Below are 14,896 nucleotides of genomic sequence, written 5' to 3'. Positions count from 1 at the left end.
CGCCACGGTCCGCATCAGGGCTGAACCGGCCGCGAGCCGAAGATGGCCGACCCCACGCGCACCAGAGTGGCGCCCTCCATGACGGCGGCTTCCAGGTCGGCGCTCATGCCCATGCTGAGTGTGTCGAGGGCCAGGCCCTGGTCCTGCAGGCTGCGCAGCAGGCGGGCCAGATGACGATGAGGCAGGCGCTGGGATTCGAGGTCGGCGGCGGGCTCGGGGATGGCCATCAGGCCGCGCAGCTTCAGGCGCGGCAACTGGGCGATCTGCACGGCCAGGGCCGGTACCGCCTCGGGGGCCAGGCCGCTCTTGCTGGCCTCGCCGCTGATGTTCACCTGCAGACAGACCTGCAGCGGCGGCAGGCCCAATGGGCGCTGCTCCGAGAGGCGCTGGGCAATCTTGAGCCGGTCCACCGTGTGCACCCAGTCGAAGGACTCAGCCACCACGCGGGTCTTGTTGCTCTGCAGCGGGCCGATCAGGTGCCACTCGATGCCGGCCCGCAGGTCCGCCAATGCGTGGATCTTGTCCAGGCCCTCCTGCACATAGTTCTCGCCGAAGGCCCGCTCGCCGGCGGCATGGGCCTCGCGCACGGCCGTGGCGTCAAAGGTCTTGCTGACCACCAGCAGGCGGACGGCCGAGGGGGGCCGAGCCGCATCCGTGCAGGCTTTGGCAAGCCGGCGGTGCACTTCTTGAATGTTCTCTTTGATCGTCGCCATAATGGCCTACGCTTATCGCCCACACCATGGACATCACACAACTGCTGGCATTCTCGGTCAAGAACAAGGCCTCCGATCTTCACCTCTCTGCCGGGCTGCCGCCCATGATCCGGGTGCACGGAGACGTGCGACGCATCAACGTCGAGGCGCTGGAGCACCGCCAGGTGCACGACATGGTGTACGACATCATGAACGACGCCCAGCGCAAGAACTACGAAGAGACGCTGGAGTGCGACTTCTCCTTCGAGATCCAGGGCCTGGCCCGCTTCCGGGTCAATGCCTTCAACCAGAACCGCGGCGCCGGCGCCGTGTTCCGGACCATTCCCTCCAAGATCCTGACGCTGGAGCAGCTCAATGCGCCCAAGGTCTTCGCCGACCTGGCCCTGAAGCCGCGCGGCCTGGTGCTGGTGACCGGCCCCACGGGCTCAGGCAAATCGACCACGCTGGCCGGCATGGTCAACCACCTCAACGAGAACGAGTACGGGCACATCCTGACCATCGAGGATCCGATCGAATTCGTGCACGAGTCCAAGAAGTGCCTGATCAACCAGCGCGAGGTCGGCCCCCATACGCTGAGCTTTGCCAACGCCCTGCGCTCCGCCCTCCGCGAGGATCCGGACGCCGTGCTGGTGGGTGAGTTGCGGGACCTCGAGACCATCCGCCTGGCCCTGACCGCGGCCGAGACGGGTCACCTGGTCTTCGGCACCCTGCACACCAGCTCCGCCGCCAAGACCATCGACCGTATCGTCGATGTCTTTCCCGCTGCCGAAAAGGAGATGGTGCGGGCCATGGTGTCGGAGTCCCTGGTGGCCGTGATCTCGCAGACCCTTTGCAAACTCAAGGACGGCAGCGGCCGCGTGGCGGCGCACGAGATCATGCTGGGCACCTCGGCTGTGCGCAACCTGATCCGCGAGAACAAGGTCGCCCAGATGTACTCGGCCATCCAGACCGGCAACTCCCAGGGCATGCAGACCCTGGACCAGAACCTTGCCGATCTGGTGCGCCGCAATGTGATTTCGCCGGCCGAGGCCCGTGCCAAAGCCAAGTTCCCGGAGAACTTCCCCGGCTGACCGCATGAGGATCCGCGGGCGGTCCCCGGCCGGGCTGCCCTCGACGAACCGCGAACGGCGTCCTGCCGAGGCGGCCCTGGCCCAGCTGCCGCAGGCCCCGAGGCGAGACATTCCGTCACCCCTGAACCGCGCGTCCTGATGCAAGATGCGCGCCGCTTTGGCCCCCGGAGGGCATGGAAGGACACCCCAGCATGGAACGCGATCAGGCCTCGAAATTCATCAACGACCTGCTTCGGCTGATGGTCTCGCGCAAGGGTTCCGACCTGTTCCTGACGGCGGATTTCCCGCCGGCCATCAAGGTGGATGGCAAGGTGACCAAGGTCTCGCCGCAGCCGCTCAGCGGGCAGCACACCCTGCAATTGGCACGTTCCATCATGAACGACAAGCAGGCGGCCGACTTCGAGAAGAACAAAGAGTGCAACTTCGCGATTTCGCCGCAGGGCATCGGCCGCTTCCGGGTCAATGCCTACCTGCAGCAGGGGCACGTGGCCTTGGTGCTGCGGACGATTCCGCAGAATCTGCCCAGCATTGAATCCCTGGACCTGCCGCCCATCCTCAAGGATGTGGTGCTCACCAAGCGCGGCCTGGTGATCGTGGTGGGGGCCACCGGCTCGGGCAAGAGCACGACGCTGGCGGCGATGATCGACCATCGCAACGAGACGACCTACGGCCACATCATCACCATCGAGGACCCGGTGGAGTTCGTGCATCCGCACAAGAACTGCATCGTCAGCCAGCGCGAGCTGGGCCTGGACACCGACAACTGGGACATCGCGCTGAAGAACACGCTGCGCCAGGCGCCGGACGTCATCCTCATGGGCGAAATCCGCGACCGCGAGACCATGGAGCACGCCGTGGCCTTCGCCGAGACCGGCCATTTGTGCATGGCCACCCTGCACGCCAACAGCGCCAACCAGGCCCTGGACCGCATCATCAACTTCTTCCCCGAGGAGCGCCGCGCCCAGTTGCTGATGGATCTCTCGCTGAACCTGCGCTCCATCGTCTCTCAGCGCCTGCTGCCGCGCCGCGAGGGCAAGGGCCGGATCGCTGCCGTGGAGATCCTGCTCAACACGCCGCTGATCTCGGACATGATCTTCAAGGGCGAGGTCGGTGAGATCAAGGAGATCATGAAGCGCTCGCGGGAGCAGGGCATGCAGACCTTCGACCAGGCCCTGTTTGACCTCTACGAGTTCGGTCGCATCAACTACGAAGACGCCCTGCGCAACGCCGACTCCGTCAACGACCTGCGCCTGCAGATCAAGCTCAACAGCGAGCGCGCCCGTAGCGGCGAGCTCAGCCAGGGCACTGAACACCTCACCATCCTCTGATCACCGCAGCCATGGCCGACAGCATCAACACCACGCGCAGCTATGAGCCCGCCACGCCCCGGCGCACCGCCTTCATCGGCCTGGGAGTGATGGGCCTGCCCATGGCCGGCCACCTGGCCCGTGCCGGTCATGCGGTGACCGTCTACAACCGCAGCGCGGCCAAGGCCCAGGCCTGGGTGGCCGAGTTCGGCGGTGCCGCGGCGGACACGCCGGCCCAGGCCGCACGCGACGCAGACGTGGTCTTTGTCTGCGTGGGCAATGATGATGACCTGCGCTCCGTGCTGCTGGGCGAGACCGGCGCCTTTGCCGGCATGAAGCCGGGCGCCATCCTCGTGGACCACACCACGGCCTCGGCCGAAGTGGCCCGCGAGATGCACGGTGTGGCACGCTCGCGCGGCCTGCACTTCGTTGACGCCCCGGTGTCCGGCGGGCAGGCTGGCGCCGTCAACGGCCAGCTGACCGTCATGTGTGGCGGCGACGCTGATCCCTTTGAGACCATGAAGCCCGTCGCCCAGGCCTTCTCGCGCGCCGTGACCCGCGTGGGCGAGCCTGGGGCCGGCCAACTGGCCAAGATGGTCAACCAGATCTGCATCGCGGGCCTGGTGCAGGGCCTGGCCGAAGCCATTGCGTTCGGCGGCCGTGCGGGCCTGGACATGAAGCAGGTGCTCGAGGTGATCGGCAAGGGCGCGGCTCAGAGCTGGCAGATGGACAACCGCGGCAAGACCATGGTCGATGACCAGTTCAACTTCGGCTTCGCCGTGGATTGGATGCGCAAGGACCTGGGCCTGGTCCTGGACGAAGCCCGTCGCAATGGTGCCAGGCTGCCCGTCACTGCCCTCGTGGACCAGTTCTACGCCGATGTGCAGGGGCTGGGCGGCGGCCGTTGGGACACCTCCAGCCTGATCAAGCGCCTGCGCTGAACACGCGACGCGCACCAGGGAGCAGGACAGTCGCCCAGCGCCCCTCACTACCGCAACCGAAATAATGAGCGCTCGGCGCAGCCGGCGCTCGCTCCTGCACGAACACCGCTGATCCGGCGCTGCCGGGCTACCGGTGCAGCCCCTCGGGGGGGCGCAGGCCGCAGGGGGTTATCTGGACTCGCTGGCCTTGGGCGGCTTGGGTGCCGTGCGAGCCAGTTCCTCTTCGGAAATGATCTCGTACATGCGCACCACCTTTTTGACGCCCGCCACGCCACGGGCGATCTCGGTGGCGCGGTGCGCCTCGCGTTCGGTCACGCGGCCCAGCATGAAGACCTCGCCGCGTTCCACGACCACGTAGAAGGCATTGGAGATCAGCTCGCGCGCATCGACCAGGCTGGCCTTGATCTTGCCGGCGATGAGCACGTCGTTGGAGCGGGAGCTCAGCGAGCTGATGAAGCCCACTTGCAGCTCATTGGCCACGCGCCCCACGTTCTCGACCTCGGCCACGATGCGCTCGGCCTCGGCCCGGTCTTCCTCATTGCGGGTCTCGCCGGTCAGCAGCACCACGCGGTTATAGCTGTTGACGTTGATGTGGACGCGGTCGCCAAGCTTGTCGGCCAGGCGCTTGCCCGCCTTGAGCTCGATGCCCTGGTCTTCCAACTGGGTCCCAGAGGTGCGGCGGTCGGTGGCCACCATGGCGGTGCCGACCATGCCGCCCACCACCAGCGGCGCGCAGGCCGTCAGCAGGCCGCAGCCCAGCGCGGCGACAAGGGGAAGGACGCAAAGGGCGGAATGGGCGCGCAGCCTGCGCGAGGGGTTTGCTTGCATGGGTTCAGCCTTGGGGTCAGGTCTTGATTCGATCAGCCGCGACCGGATCAGCAAAAAGTCATTCCTCGATACCCAGCAGCTGGGCGTCGATGGCGTCGCTGAGGCAGTGGCACAGCAAGCGGTAGCCCTCGGCCACGCGGGCGAAGCGGCTGTGGGGGAGGCGCAGCTGGACATCGGTGTCCAGCAGGGCCGTGCGCAGCGGCTCGTCCTGGCTGCCGCTGAGCAGCACCACGCTCATGTCCTGGGCATGGGCGGCCTCCAGCAGGGGCACCAGGGTCTGGCCGCTGCCGCTGGGGTTGTCGATCAGCAGCAGCAGGTCGCCCGGATGGCCCAGGGTCTGGATTTGCCGTGCCAGGGCGGCCGCTTCGTCCAGCGGGCCCGGGCCCTGGTGCAGCAGAGCGTTGATGGCGATGGCGGCCAGGCCGGGGCGCTCCTGCTCGAAGCGGCCCGTCAGCAGCGCGGCCAGGTAGCTGGCATCCTGCGCGGCCAGGCCGACGCCGGCGCACAGCAGGCGGCCGCCACCGGTGATGCCATCGACCAGCATCTGGGCTGCCAGGGCCATGGGGCGCGAGAGCGGCTCTGCGACCTGGTAGAGCAGGTCGGCGCTCTCGAAGAACTGTTGTTGGATGCGTTGTTCAAGCATTGGCGCGAATGATAAGCCAGCGTCTGGCCCGACATGGACTTACCCGGCGTCGAAAGCGGCCTGCAGCCAGAGCAGCTGGCGGCCATCGATGGCGATGACGTCGAAGCGGCAGGGCGGCGGCCGGCGATAACGCAACAGGTAGTGCTGGGCCGCCAGCAGGATGCGGCGGCGCTTGCCGGCGCCAATGGAGGCCGCCGCGCCACCATGCGCGGCCGAGCGGCGAGCGCGCACCTCGACGAAGACCAGGCTGCCGGCGGGGTCCTGCAGGATGAGATCGATCTCGCCGCCCGGGGCATGGGGCCCCTGCGCCACCCGATAATTGCGCTCCAGCAGCCGCATGCCCTGCGCCTGCAGATGCCGCAGCGCGCGCTGCTCGGCCTCTGCTCCGCGGGCCTGACGGCTTTCGCCTGCCCCGCCCCGGGGCGATACTGACTTGAAGGCGCTCCACTTGAACATTGATGCCTCTTTGCTGATGCAGGCCGCCCGCGCGGCGGCTGGTGGCCAGCAGTATCCTGCCGGCACCCTCTACCTGGTGCCCACACCCATCGGCAATCTGGCGGACGTCAGCCTGCGCTGCCTGCATGTGCTGGCGCTGGTGGACGCCGTGGCCTGCGAGGACACGCGCGTCAGCGGTCATCTGCTGCATCACCTGGGCCTGCACAAGCCGCTGATCAGCCTGCACCAGCACAACGAACAGTCGGCCTCGGCCGCGCTGGTGGCACGGCTCCAGGCGGGCGAGCGCATCGCCTATGTGTCGGATGCAGGCACGCCGGCGGTGTCCGACCCCGGCGCAGTGCTGGTGGCCGCAGTGCAGCGGGCTGGCCTGCGCGTGATGCCCCTGCCGGGACCCTCGGCCGTGGTGACGGCCCTGAGCGCGGCAGGGGATGCGCGGGCCCAGGGCTTTGCCTTCTCTGGCTTCCTGCCGCCCAAGGGCCAGGAGCGCCGCACCCGTCTGCAGGCCCTGCTGGGCTCGGCGCAGAGCCAGGTACTGTTCGAGGCGCCGCATCGCATCGCCAATCTGCTGGACCTGCTGGCCGAGCTGGCGCCTGCCCAAACGCTGAGCCTCTGCCGCGAGCTGACCAAGCAGTTCGAAACCGTGCACACCGCTTCCGCGGCCGCCATGCCGGCCTGGCTGGCGGCTGACCCGCAGCGCGAGCGCGGCGAGTTCGTGCTGGTGCTGCATGCCGAGCCGCCGCAGGCCTCCAGCGAAGAGCTGCCGCCCGAGGTGGCGCGCATGCTGGAGCGCCTGCTGCAGGAACTGCCGCTCAAGCAGGCCGTGCAGATTGCGACTGACCTCAGCGGCCTGCCGCGCAACAGCCTCTACGACGCCGGCCTGCAGATGAAGAAGGCCGCCGAGGCCTGACGACGCAGGGCCCGGGCGGCCTTCGATGGCGGGGCTGGTGCTCTTGCGATCCAAGGTTTGGCGCGGCGCACAGGGCCCCGTCAAGGGCTTTGTTGCGACCGATGGAGAGGCGGCAGAATGGGCGGCTGGACAGGACGCCTGCCCAGCCGCCACGGCTTGGCAACTGGCCCGGTGGCCGGCCCCGTAGCTCAGGTCGTGACCCAGCGGGCCGATCGCTGCGCCGGTGACTGGGCACTTCGTTCAGCGCAGCACCGAGCGCCAACCGAGCGCCACACCGAGCGCCACACCGAGCGATTCACTCGCCAGGCAGATCAGTTGCCCGGGGCGCTGGCGGTCTTGGCGTTGTGCTTGGCGTGGTGGATGTCCTTGTTGGCGGCATCCTGCATGCGGTGCAGGCGGCGGCGCTCGTGCTTGGTGACGGTGCCGTCGGCCTTGGCATTGGCTTCGGCCTGGTTGATGCGGCCCTGTTCCCGCTCAAGGCGCTGGGTCTCGCGGGCGGTCAGCGTGCCGGAGGCGGCGCCCTGGGCGATGCGGGCCTGCTGTCGGGCTTCGCGCTGGTCGGCGCGCGGGGTGGACGGCGTCGTCGGCTCCTGGGCCTGGGCGCTGAGGGCGGCAGCGCTGCCGAGGGCGAGAACGGTGATCAGGCGGGTCATCGAGGTCGAGAAGCTCATCGTGGCACTCCTTGGAGGAAGTTGGGTTTCTGGGGGTGTCACCGGCACTGCGCCGGCTGTGAGGTGACAACGCCGGCCTCTGCGCCGACGGTGACAGTGCTCGTGTAAAGAACGGTGAAAGCTCAGCTTGCCGATGCGAAGGCAAGAGTGCATCGCCAGAAGGGGTGAAAGCCCGCATGGGTGCAGCAGGGGGATGCGCTCCTACAATGGCCCGCATGATTTCGCGCGAACCCACCATCGCCCGTCTGGCGACCGCCCGCAGCCAGCTGCTGGAACCCTTCGGCCTCACCGAGGCGACGCTCGCCAAGGCCTTGCGGCTGATCACCGAGCATCGCGTCGATGACGCGGACCTGTACTTCCAGACCACCCGCGCCGAGGGCTGGAGTCTGGAGGAGGGCATCGTCAAGAGCGGCAGCTTCTCCATTGACCAGGGCGTGGGCGTGCGCGCCGTGGCTGGCGAGAAGACCGCCTTCGCCTACTCTGACGACATCTCCGAGAACGCCCTGCTGGACGCCGCCCGTACCGTGCGCAGCATTGCCGGCTCGGGCCAGAGTCGCCGCGTCAAGGTGCCCGGCGAGCCGGTGATTGCTGCCAGCCGCTCGCTGTATGGTGACGCCGATCCCATCGCCAGTCTGGACAGTGCCGAGAAGGTCGCCCTGCTGGAGCGCGCCGAGCGCATGGCCCGCGCCAGGGATCCGCGCATCGTGCAGGTCATGGCCGGCCTGGCCGCCGAGCACGACGTGGTGCTGATTGCCCGCGCCGACGGCACCCTGGCCGCTGATGTGCGCCCGCTGGTGCGCCTGTCCATCACCGTGATCGCCGAGCAGGGTGATCGCCGCGAAGTGGGCACGGGCGGCGGCGGCGGCCGCTTCGGCCTGGCCTATTTCACCGACGAGATGATCGCCTCCTACGCCGAGGATGCCGTCAAGGCGGCGCTGACCAATCTTGAATCGCGCCCGGCCCCGGCCGGCGAGATGACCGTGGTCCTGGGCCCGGGCTGGCCCGGTGTGCTGCTGCACGAGGCCGTGGGCCATGGCCTGGAGGGCGACTTCAACCGCAAGGGCTCCAGCGCCTTCGCTGGGCGCATCGGCCAGCGTGTGGCCGCCAAGGGCGTCACCGTGCTGGACGACGGCACCCTGGCCGATCGCCGCGGTTCTCTCAACGTGGACGACGAGGGGCACCCCTCGCAGGCCAATGTGCTGATCGAGGACGGCATCCTCAAGGGCTACATCCAGGACGCCATGAACGCCCGCCTGATGAAAGTGGCCCCGACCGGCAACGGCCGCCGCGAGAGCTACGCCCACCTGCCCATGCCCCGCATGACCAACACCTACATGCTGGGCGGGGACAAGGACCCGGCCGAGATCATCGCCAGCATCGACAAGGGCCTGTACGCCACCAACTTCGGCGGCGGCCAGGTCGATATCACCAGCGGCAAGTTTGTTTTCTCGGCAAGCGAGGCTTTTTGGGTCGAGAAGGGCCAGATCCAGTACCCGGTCAAGGGCGCGACCATCATCGGCAACGGGCCGGACGCGCTGACCCGCGTCAGCATGATTGGCAATGACATGGCCCTCGACACGGGCGTGGGCGTCTGCGGCAAGGAAGGCCAGAGCGTGCCAGTGGGCGTGGGCCAGCCGACTCTGCGCATTGACGGCCTGACCGTGGGCGGCACTGCCTGACTTGACCCGACACAAGATGCGGCCCTGAGACAACAATCGCGCCACACGCCCGGGCTTGACGCCTTCACGCCGCAACAGGCAGTATTCGCCACCATGCACTCGCCGAAGTTTTACTTTGCCTTTTTTTGGTTCTCGCACCGCACCGGCGGAGGAGAGGCGAACGCGTAACCCACCAGACACGCAACGAATCTCCCAAAACCGCCGGGCCTCCCCCGGCGGTTTTTTTTCGCCCCTGCGTCGTCGGTCCCAATCTTCAGCAGAACAAGCAGAAAGCCTGACCATGAATGCCAAGACCCCCAGCACCTCGTCGTCTGCCGCACACCAGGCCGAGCGCTGGTACTCGCCCCAGGACAAGACCAGCCAGACCGACGACGAGCGCATCCGCGACATCACCCCGCTGCCGCCGCCCGAGCACCTGATCCGCTTCTTCCCCATCGGCGGCACGCCCATGGAGAAGCTGGTGGTGGGCACGCGCCAGACCATCCGCCGCATCATGCAGCGCAAGGATGACCGCCTGCTGGTCATCATTGGGCCCTGCTCCATCCATGACCCGGCCGCGGCGCTGGAGTACGCGCGCCGCCTGATGGTGGAGCGCCAGAAGTACGCCGACACGCTGGAGATCGTGATGCGCGTCTACTTCGAGAAGCCCCGCACCACGGTGGGCTGGAAGGGCCTGATCAACGACCCCTACCTGGACGAGAGCTACCGCATCGACGAGGGCCTGCGCATCGCCCGCCAACTGCTCCTCGAGATCAACCGCCTGGGGCTTCCTGCCGCGGTGGAGTTCCTGGACGTGATCTCGCCGCAGTACATCGGTGATCTGATCTCCTGGGGCGCCATCGGGGCCCGCACGACCGAGAGTCAGGTGCACCGAGAGCTGGCCTCGGGCCTCTCGGCGCCCATCGGTTTCAAGAACGGCACGGACGGCAATATCAAAATCGCCACCGACGCCATCCAGGCCGCGGCCCGCCCGCACCACTTCCTTTCCGTCCACAAGAACGGCCAGGTGGCCATTGTCGAGACCAAGGGCAACAAGGACTGCCACGTGATCCTGCGCGGCGGCAAGGCGCCCAACTATGACGCCCAGAGCGTGGCCGCTGCCTGCAAGGATCTGGCTGCGGCCAAGCTGGACACCACGCTGATGGTGGACTGCTCCCACGCCAACAGCTCCAAGCAGCACCTGCGCCAGCTGGAGGTGGCCCGTGACATCGGTGCCCAGGTGGCGGGTGGCAGCCAGCAGATCTTCGGCGTCATGGTGGAAAGCCATCTGCACGACGGCGCCCAGAAGTTCACCCCGGGCAAGGACGATCCCGCCAAGCTGGAATACGGCAAGAGCATCACCGACGCCTGCCTGGGCTGGGATGACTCGCTGGCCGTGCTGGAGGTGTTGTCCGAAGCCGTCAAGGCGTCTCGCGGCTGATCCCCCCTCGGCTAGGATGGGGGCCACAGGAGGCTCAAGCCATGCGCAGTGAAGTCCAGGTCGTGTACGGCCCCGGCGAGGAAGTCCATCTCACGGTCGATGCGGCCGAGGTACTCAGCTTTGACGCCGCGCGCCAGTGGCTGGACGAGCAGTTCGTCAAGCATGGTTGCGAGCCCATGCGGGGCTCCGGCAAGGTGCTGCTGGCCGACAAGATCCTGGGCGTGGCGGCGGCCGTCGGCGCGGCCGCCCTGCGCGATCCGGCCTTCGGGCTGGACTTCGCCCGCGCCGCCTCCGGCGCCCTCAGCAAGGCACTGGTCAAGGTGGACGTGGCCAAGCTGGCCGTCTCGTTCTGAGCGGCTGGGCGGCGCGGTCGTGGTGCTCAAGACCTGACCCCCGTCGCCCCTGACCGCTGGCCTGGCCGGCCGCCTCGGCTGCTGGCGGTGCTCAGTCCCCCAACTGCGGAACCGGCAGCTGCCAGCCGTAGTGCAGGGAGGCCAGGCGCAGGCCAGCCACGCTGGCCATGCCCAGCATGAAGGCCAGGTCGCGCTTCATGCCGATGCGGTGCAGCAACTGGTACAGCGCGATGCCGGTCAGTGCGGCGGTGGCGTAGATGTCCTGGCGCAGCAGCAGGGGCACCTGGCCGCTGAGCAGGTCCCGCACCACGCCGCCGCCGGTGGCTGTCAGCACACCCATCAGCAGTACCGGCACGGGCGGCAGGTGGCAGTCCTCGGCGATCTCGGCGCCGCACAGGGCGAACACCGCCAGGCCCACGGCATCGGCGATCTTCAGGGCCTGCAGCGCGCTGGGCGGCAGCGGGCCGGTGAAGAGCGTGGCCAGGGCGGCCAGCACGATGACGGTGAGGTAGCGGCTGTCCTTCATCCAGAAGACCGGATGACGGTTCAGCAGCAGGTCACGCAGCGTGCCACCGCCCACTGCCGTGATGGAGGCCAGCACCAGCAGGCCGAAGAGGTCCAGCCCCGCGCGCATGGCGGCCAGGGCGCCGGAGATGGCGAAGACGGCCACGCCGGCCAGGTCGAACCAGTAGAGCATCGGGGCAGTGTAATGAGCCCTGTTCGAATTCCGCGGCCGCAGCTCTTGAAGCCGGCGACGGCGTCCCCATATGGCCTCACGCACGGCGGCGCACGGTGAGGGCGCCGCCAGTCTCACCCATCCACACTTTCAAGCTTTCACGCCATGGACAAGCACACCCATTCCTTCCAGGCCGAAGTCAAGCAGATCCTGCACCTGGTCACGCACTCGTTGTACTCCAACAAGGAGATCTTCCTGCGCGAGCTGGTCTCCAATGCTTCCGATGCCTGCGACAAGCTGCGCTTCGAGGCCCTGGACAATGCGGCGCTCTACGAGGATGCGCCCAATCTGGAGGTGCGCGTCAGCTTTGACGCCGAAGCTCGCACCATCACCATCAGCGACAACGGCATCGGCATGAGCGCCGAGGAGGCCGTGGCCCACCTGGGCACCATCGCCAAGAGCGGCACGCGCGAGTTCATGTCCCGCCTGGAGGGCGACCAGAAGAAGGACGCCAACCTGATCGGCCAGTTCGGCGTGGGCTTCTATTCCGGCTTCATCGTGGCTGACCGCATCACCGTGGAAAGCCGCCGCGCCGGGCTGAAGGCGGAGGAGGGCGTGCGCTGGAGTTCGGAAGGCACGGGCGAGTTTGAGGTCGAGGCCATCTCCAAGGCGGGGCGCGGCACCGACGTGATCCTGCACCTGCGCGAGGGCGAGGAGGAGTTCCTCAAGACCTGGCGCCTGAAGTCCATCATCGGCAAGTACTCCGACCACATCTCCCTGCCCATCCTGATGCGCAAGGAGGAATGGGACGCCGAGAAGGGCGAGCAGCAGCTAACCGACCAGTGGGAAAGCGTCAACAAGGCCTCCGCCCTGTGGACCCGCAGCAAGAGCGAGGTGACGCAGGAGCAGTACGAGGACTTCTACAAGCAGATCTCCTACGACAGCGAGGCCCCGCTGGCCTACACCCACAACCGCGTGGAAGGTCGCAGCGAGTACACCCAGCTGCTCTACATCCCCAAGAAGGCCCCCTTCGACCTCTGGAACCGCGACAAGCGCGGCGGCGTGAAGCTCTACGTCAAGCGCGTCTTCATCATGGATGACGCCGAGGCGCTGATGCCCGTCTACCTGCGCTTCGTGAAGGGTGTGATCGACTCGGCCGATCTGCCGCTCAACGTCAGCCGCGAGCTGCTGCAGGAAAGTCGTGACGTGAAGGCCATCCGCGAGGGCTCGACCAAGCGCGTGCTGTCCATGCTGGAGTCCCTGGCCAACAGCGAGGACGCTGCCGAGCGCGAGAAGTACGCCGCCTTCTGGAAGGACTTCGGCCAGGTGCTCAAGGAAGGCCTGGGTGAGGATCACCAGAACCAGGAGCGCCTGGCCAAGCTGCTGCGCTTCGCATCCACCCATGCAGACGAGGGCGTGAGCCTGGCGGACTACGTGGCCCGCATGAAGGACGGCCAGGAGGAGATCTACTACATCACCGCCGACAGCCTCGCCGCCGCCCGGAACAGCCCGCAGCTGGAAGTCTTCCGCAAGAAGGGCATCGAGGTGCTGCTGCTGGTGGACCGTGTCGATGAGTGGATGCTCTCCCATCTCTACGAGTTCGAGGGCAAGTCCCTGCAGTCCGTGGCCAAGGGCGCCATCGATCTGAGCAAGCTCCAGGACGAAGAGGAAAAGAAGAAGGCCGAGGCGGCCGCCGAGGCCTTCAAGCCCCTGCTGGACAAGCTCAAGACCGCGCTGGAAGGCCGCGCCAGGGACGTGCGCGTGAGCACGCGCCTGGTCGATTCGCCGGCCTGCATCGTGGTCGAGGAGGGCGATATGTCCGGCCACCTGGCCCGCCTCCTCAAGCAGGCCGGCCAGGCCGCCCCGGCCTCGCTGCCCACGCTGGAGATCAATGCCGAGCACGCGCTGGTGAAGAAGCTCGAGGGCAGTGACCGCTTCGACGACCTTGCCCAGATTCTGTTCGACCAGGCCGTGCTGGCCGAAGGCGGGCAGCTGGAGGACCCGGCGGCCTATGTGAAGCGCGTGAATGCGCTGCTGATGGGCTGATTGAGGGTGGCCTGGCCCTCAGGGGTCAGGTCTTGCCTGCTCAGGAAAAGCTGTCTCCGTCCAGGTGAAAGTCGTCATCGTCGTCCTTGAATGAGGGCGGCGCTGCGGTGTCATCGGCTGACTGCATGGCCTCCAGTTGCTCCGCCAGCTTGGCCACCTGGTCATTCCAGTAGTTGGGCGTGCCGAACCAGGGGAAGGCCAGCGGGAAGGCCGGGTCGCCCCAGCGGCGGGCCAGCCAGGCGCTGTGGTGGATCATGCGCAGGGTGCGCAGGGGCTCGATCAGGCGGCGCTCGCGCCAGTCGAAGCTGCGGATGGATTCGTAGCCGTCCATCAGGGCGTCCCACTGCCACCGCGCCGTGGCCTCGTCGCCGCTGAGCAGCATCCAGAGGTCCTGCACGGCGGGGCCTGTGACGGCGTCGTCCAGGTCCACGAAATGCGGGCCGTTGTCCGGCGTCCAGAGGATGTTGCCGGGATGGCAGTCGCCATGCAGGCGCAGCTGCTGGGCATCGGCCAGTGTGTCGAAGGCCCGGGCGATGCAGGTGAGGCACTCCTGCACCACGCGGTCCCAGCGCGGCGCGATCTCGGGTGGTAGCGTCTCGTTCGCCATCAACCAGGCACGGGCGGTTTCGCCGGGCTCGGCGCCCCACCAGCGCACACGATGCTCGAAGGGGCGCCGCGCACCCACCTCATGCAGGCGCGCCAGCAGGCGGCCGATCCAGCGCAGCACCTCCACGTCCTCCAGCTCGGGCGCGCGTCCGCCCTGCCGGCTGGCGGCGGCAAAGCGCTGTGTGCCGATGCGACCCAGCGTGGCCGGCGTGCCCAGCAGCTCCAGCTCGCCCTGCGGATGCCTGAAGTGCTCGCTGCGCTCCAGGGTCCAGGGGCGGGCGACCGGCACCTCTGCCTCGGCCAGCTCGGCCGCGAAGGCGTGCTCCTCGAGAATCTGCGCCTCGCTCCAGCGGCCCGGGCGGTAGAACTTGGCCACGGCCACGCGCCCGTCCTCCAGGTGGAGCTGCAGCACCCGGTTTTCATAGGAATTGAGCTGCAGCATGCGGCCGTCGCCGCGCAGGCCGGCAGCCTCCAGCGCGTCCAGCATGTATTCGGGCGTCAGCTCGCCAAAGGCGCGGTCGGTGTCGGGGCTCATGCGGGGCGGCCGGCGAGGCGGCTGCAATCAGGGGGAAGGGCCGCG

Annotated in this window: 15 protein-coding genes; 8 read left to right on the top strand and 7 right to left on the bottom strand. The window is 67.8% G+C overall.

The genetic code is table 11. The features are described from left to right. Window positions 1–14: 14 nt before the first annotated feature. Complete coding sequence (locus H5407_RS06880; protein WP_183103699.1) at window positions 15–713, bottom strand: YggS family pyridoxal phosphate-dependent enzyme; 699 nt, start codon at window positions 711–713, stop codon at window positions 15–17. A 26-nt stretch (window positions 714–739) separates the two neighbouring features. Here H5407_RS06880 and H5407_RS06875 point away from each other — a divergent pair, with 26 nt between their 5' ends. The 3 genes from H5407_RS06875 to H5407_RS06865 all read left to right on the top strand — a co-directional run bounded on the left by H5407_RS06875 (window position 740) and on the right by H5407_RS06865 (window position 4,031). Next, complete coding sequence (locus H5407_RS06875) at window positions 740–1,783, top strand: type IV pilus twitching motility protein PilT (protein ID WP_183103698.1); 1,044 nt, start codon at window positions 740–742, stop codon at window positions 1,781–1,783. A gap of 191 nt (window positions 1,784–1,974) precedes the next feature. Further along, the gene (locus H5407_RS06870) at window positions 1,975–3,111 is read left to right on the top strand and encodes a PilT/PilU family type 4a pilus ATPase (protein WP_183103697.1); all 1,137 of its coding nucleotides are present in this window, start codon (window positions 1,975–1,977) and stop codon (window positions 3,109–3,111) included. An 11-nt stretch (window positions 3,112–3,122) separates the two neighbouring features. After that, entirely contained in the window at window positions 3,123–4,031 is a 909-nt protein-coding gene (locus H5407_RS06865) for an NAD(P)-dependent oxidoreductase (protein ID WP_183103696.1), read from the top strand. Between the two features lie 168 nt (window positions 4,032–4,199). Here H5407_RS06865 and H5407_RS06860 read toward each other — a convergent pair whose 3' ends face one another. Genes H5407_RS06860 through H5407_RS06850 form a run of 3 tightly spaced genes read right to left on the bottom strand, consistent with a single transcriptional unit; the run spans window position 4,200 to window position 5,958 of the window. After that, entirely contained in the window at window positions 4,200–4,859 is a 660-nt protein-coding gene (locus H5407_RS06860) for a BON domain-containing protein (protein ID WP_183103695.1), read from the bottom strand. Window positions 4,860–4,917: 58 nt separating this feature from the next. Next, entirely contained in the window at window positions 4,918–5,502 is a 585-nt protein-coding gene (locus H5407_RS06855) for an SIS domain-containing protein (RefSeq protein ID WP_183103694.1), read from the bottom strand. A 39-nt stretch (window positions 5,503–5,541) separates the two neighbouring features. Beyond that, entirely contained in the window at window positions 5,542–5,958 is a 417-nt protein-coding gene (locus tag H5407_RS06850; protein ID WP_183103693.1) for a YraN family protein, read from the bottom strand. On the opposite strand from H5407_RS06850, the gene rsmI reads away from it, so the two are divergent. After that, complete coding sequence (gene rsmI, locus H5407_RS06845) at window positions 5,951–6,865, top strand: 16S rRNA (cytidine(1402)-2'-O)-methyltransferase (RefSeq protein ID WP_310737626.1); 915 nt, start codon at window positions 5,951–5,953, stop codon at window positions 6,863–6,865. The genes H5407_RS06850 and rsmI overlap by 8 nt on opposite strands. Before the next feature lie 311 nt (window positions 6,866–7,176). Here the strand turns inward: rsmI and H5407_RS06840 are convergent, their stop codons facing one another. After that, complete coding sequence (locus H5407_RS06840; RefSeq protein ID WP_183103692.1) at window positions 7,177–7,536, bottom strand: hypothetical protein; 360 nt, start codon at window positions 7,534–7,536, stop codon at window positions 7,177–7,179. A 215-nt stretch (window positions 7,537–7,751) separates the two neighbouring features. Here H5407_RS06840 and tldD point away from each other — a divergent pair, with 215 nt between their 5' ends. From tldD to H5407_RS06825, 3 genes are all read left to right on the top strand, one after another. After that, window positions 7,752–9,215: a metalloprotease TldD gene (gene tldD / locus H5407_RS06835; protein WP_183103691.1), complete on the top strand. Its 1,464-nt coding sequence runs from the start codon at window positions 7,752–7,754 to the stop codon at window positions 9,213–9,215. Between the two features lie 280 nt (window positions 9,216–9,495). Continuing rightward, entirely contained in the window at window positions 9,496–10,635 is a 1,140-nt protein-coding gene (locus H5407_RS06830) for a 3-deoxy-7-phosphoheptulonate synthase (protein WP_183103690.1), read from the top strand. A gap of 41 nt (window positions 10,636–10,676) precedes the next feature. Further along, window positions 10,677–10,988, top strand: a complete 312-nt coding sequence (locus tag H5407_RS06825) for a hypothetical protein (RefSeq protein WP_183103689.1) — start codon at window positions 10,677–10,679, stop codon at window positions 10,986–10,988. Window positions 10,989–11,079: 91 nt separating this feature from the next. On the opposite strand, the gene H5407_RS06820 is transcribed toward H5407_RS06825, so the two are convergent. Next, entirely contained in the window at window positions 11,080–11,685 is a 606-nt protein-coding gene (locus tag H5407_RS06820; protein WP_183103688.1) for a trimeric intracellular cation channel family protein, read from the bottom strand. A 144-nt stretch (window positions 11,686–11,829) separates the two neighbouring features. On the opposite strand from H5407_RS06820, the gene htpG reads away from it, so the two are divergent. Next, window positions 11,830–13,710: a molecular chaperone HtpG gene (gene htpG / locus H5407_RS06815; RefSeq protein ID WP_183103687.1), complete on the top strand. Its 1,881-nt coding sequence runs from the start codon at window positions 11,830–11,832 to the stop codon at window positions 13,708–13,710. Window positions 13,711–13,750: 40 nt separating this feature from the next. Here the strand turns inward: htpG and H5407_RS06810 are convergent, their stop codons facing one another. After that, window positions 13,751–14,851 (bottom strand): serine/threonine protein kinase, encoded by a 1,101-nt coding sequence (locus H5407_RS06810; protein WP_183103686.1) that lies wholly within the window; start codon window positions 14,849–14,851, stop codon window positions 13,751–13,753. Between the last annotated feature and the right edge of the window lie 45 nt (window positions 14,852–14,896).

Source organism: Mitsuaria sp. WAJ17, from assembly GCF_014174515.1.
In the GTDB taxonomy this organism is placed as follows: Bacteria; Pseudomonadota; Gammaproteobacteria; order Burkholderiales; family Burkholderiaceae_C; genus Roseateles_B.
The sequence above is the reverse complement of the archived record's forward strand: the minus strand, read 5'-3'. Positions and strand labels throughout refer to the sequence as shown.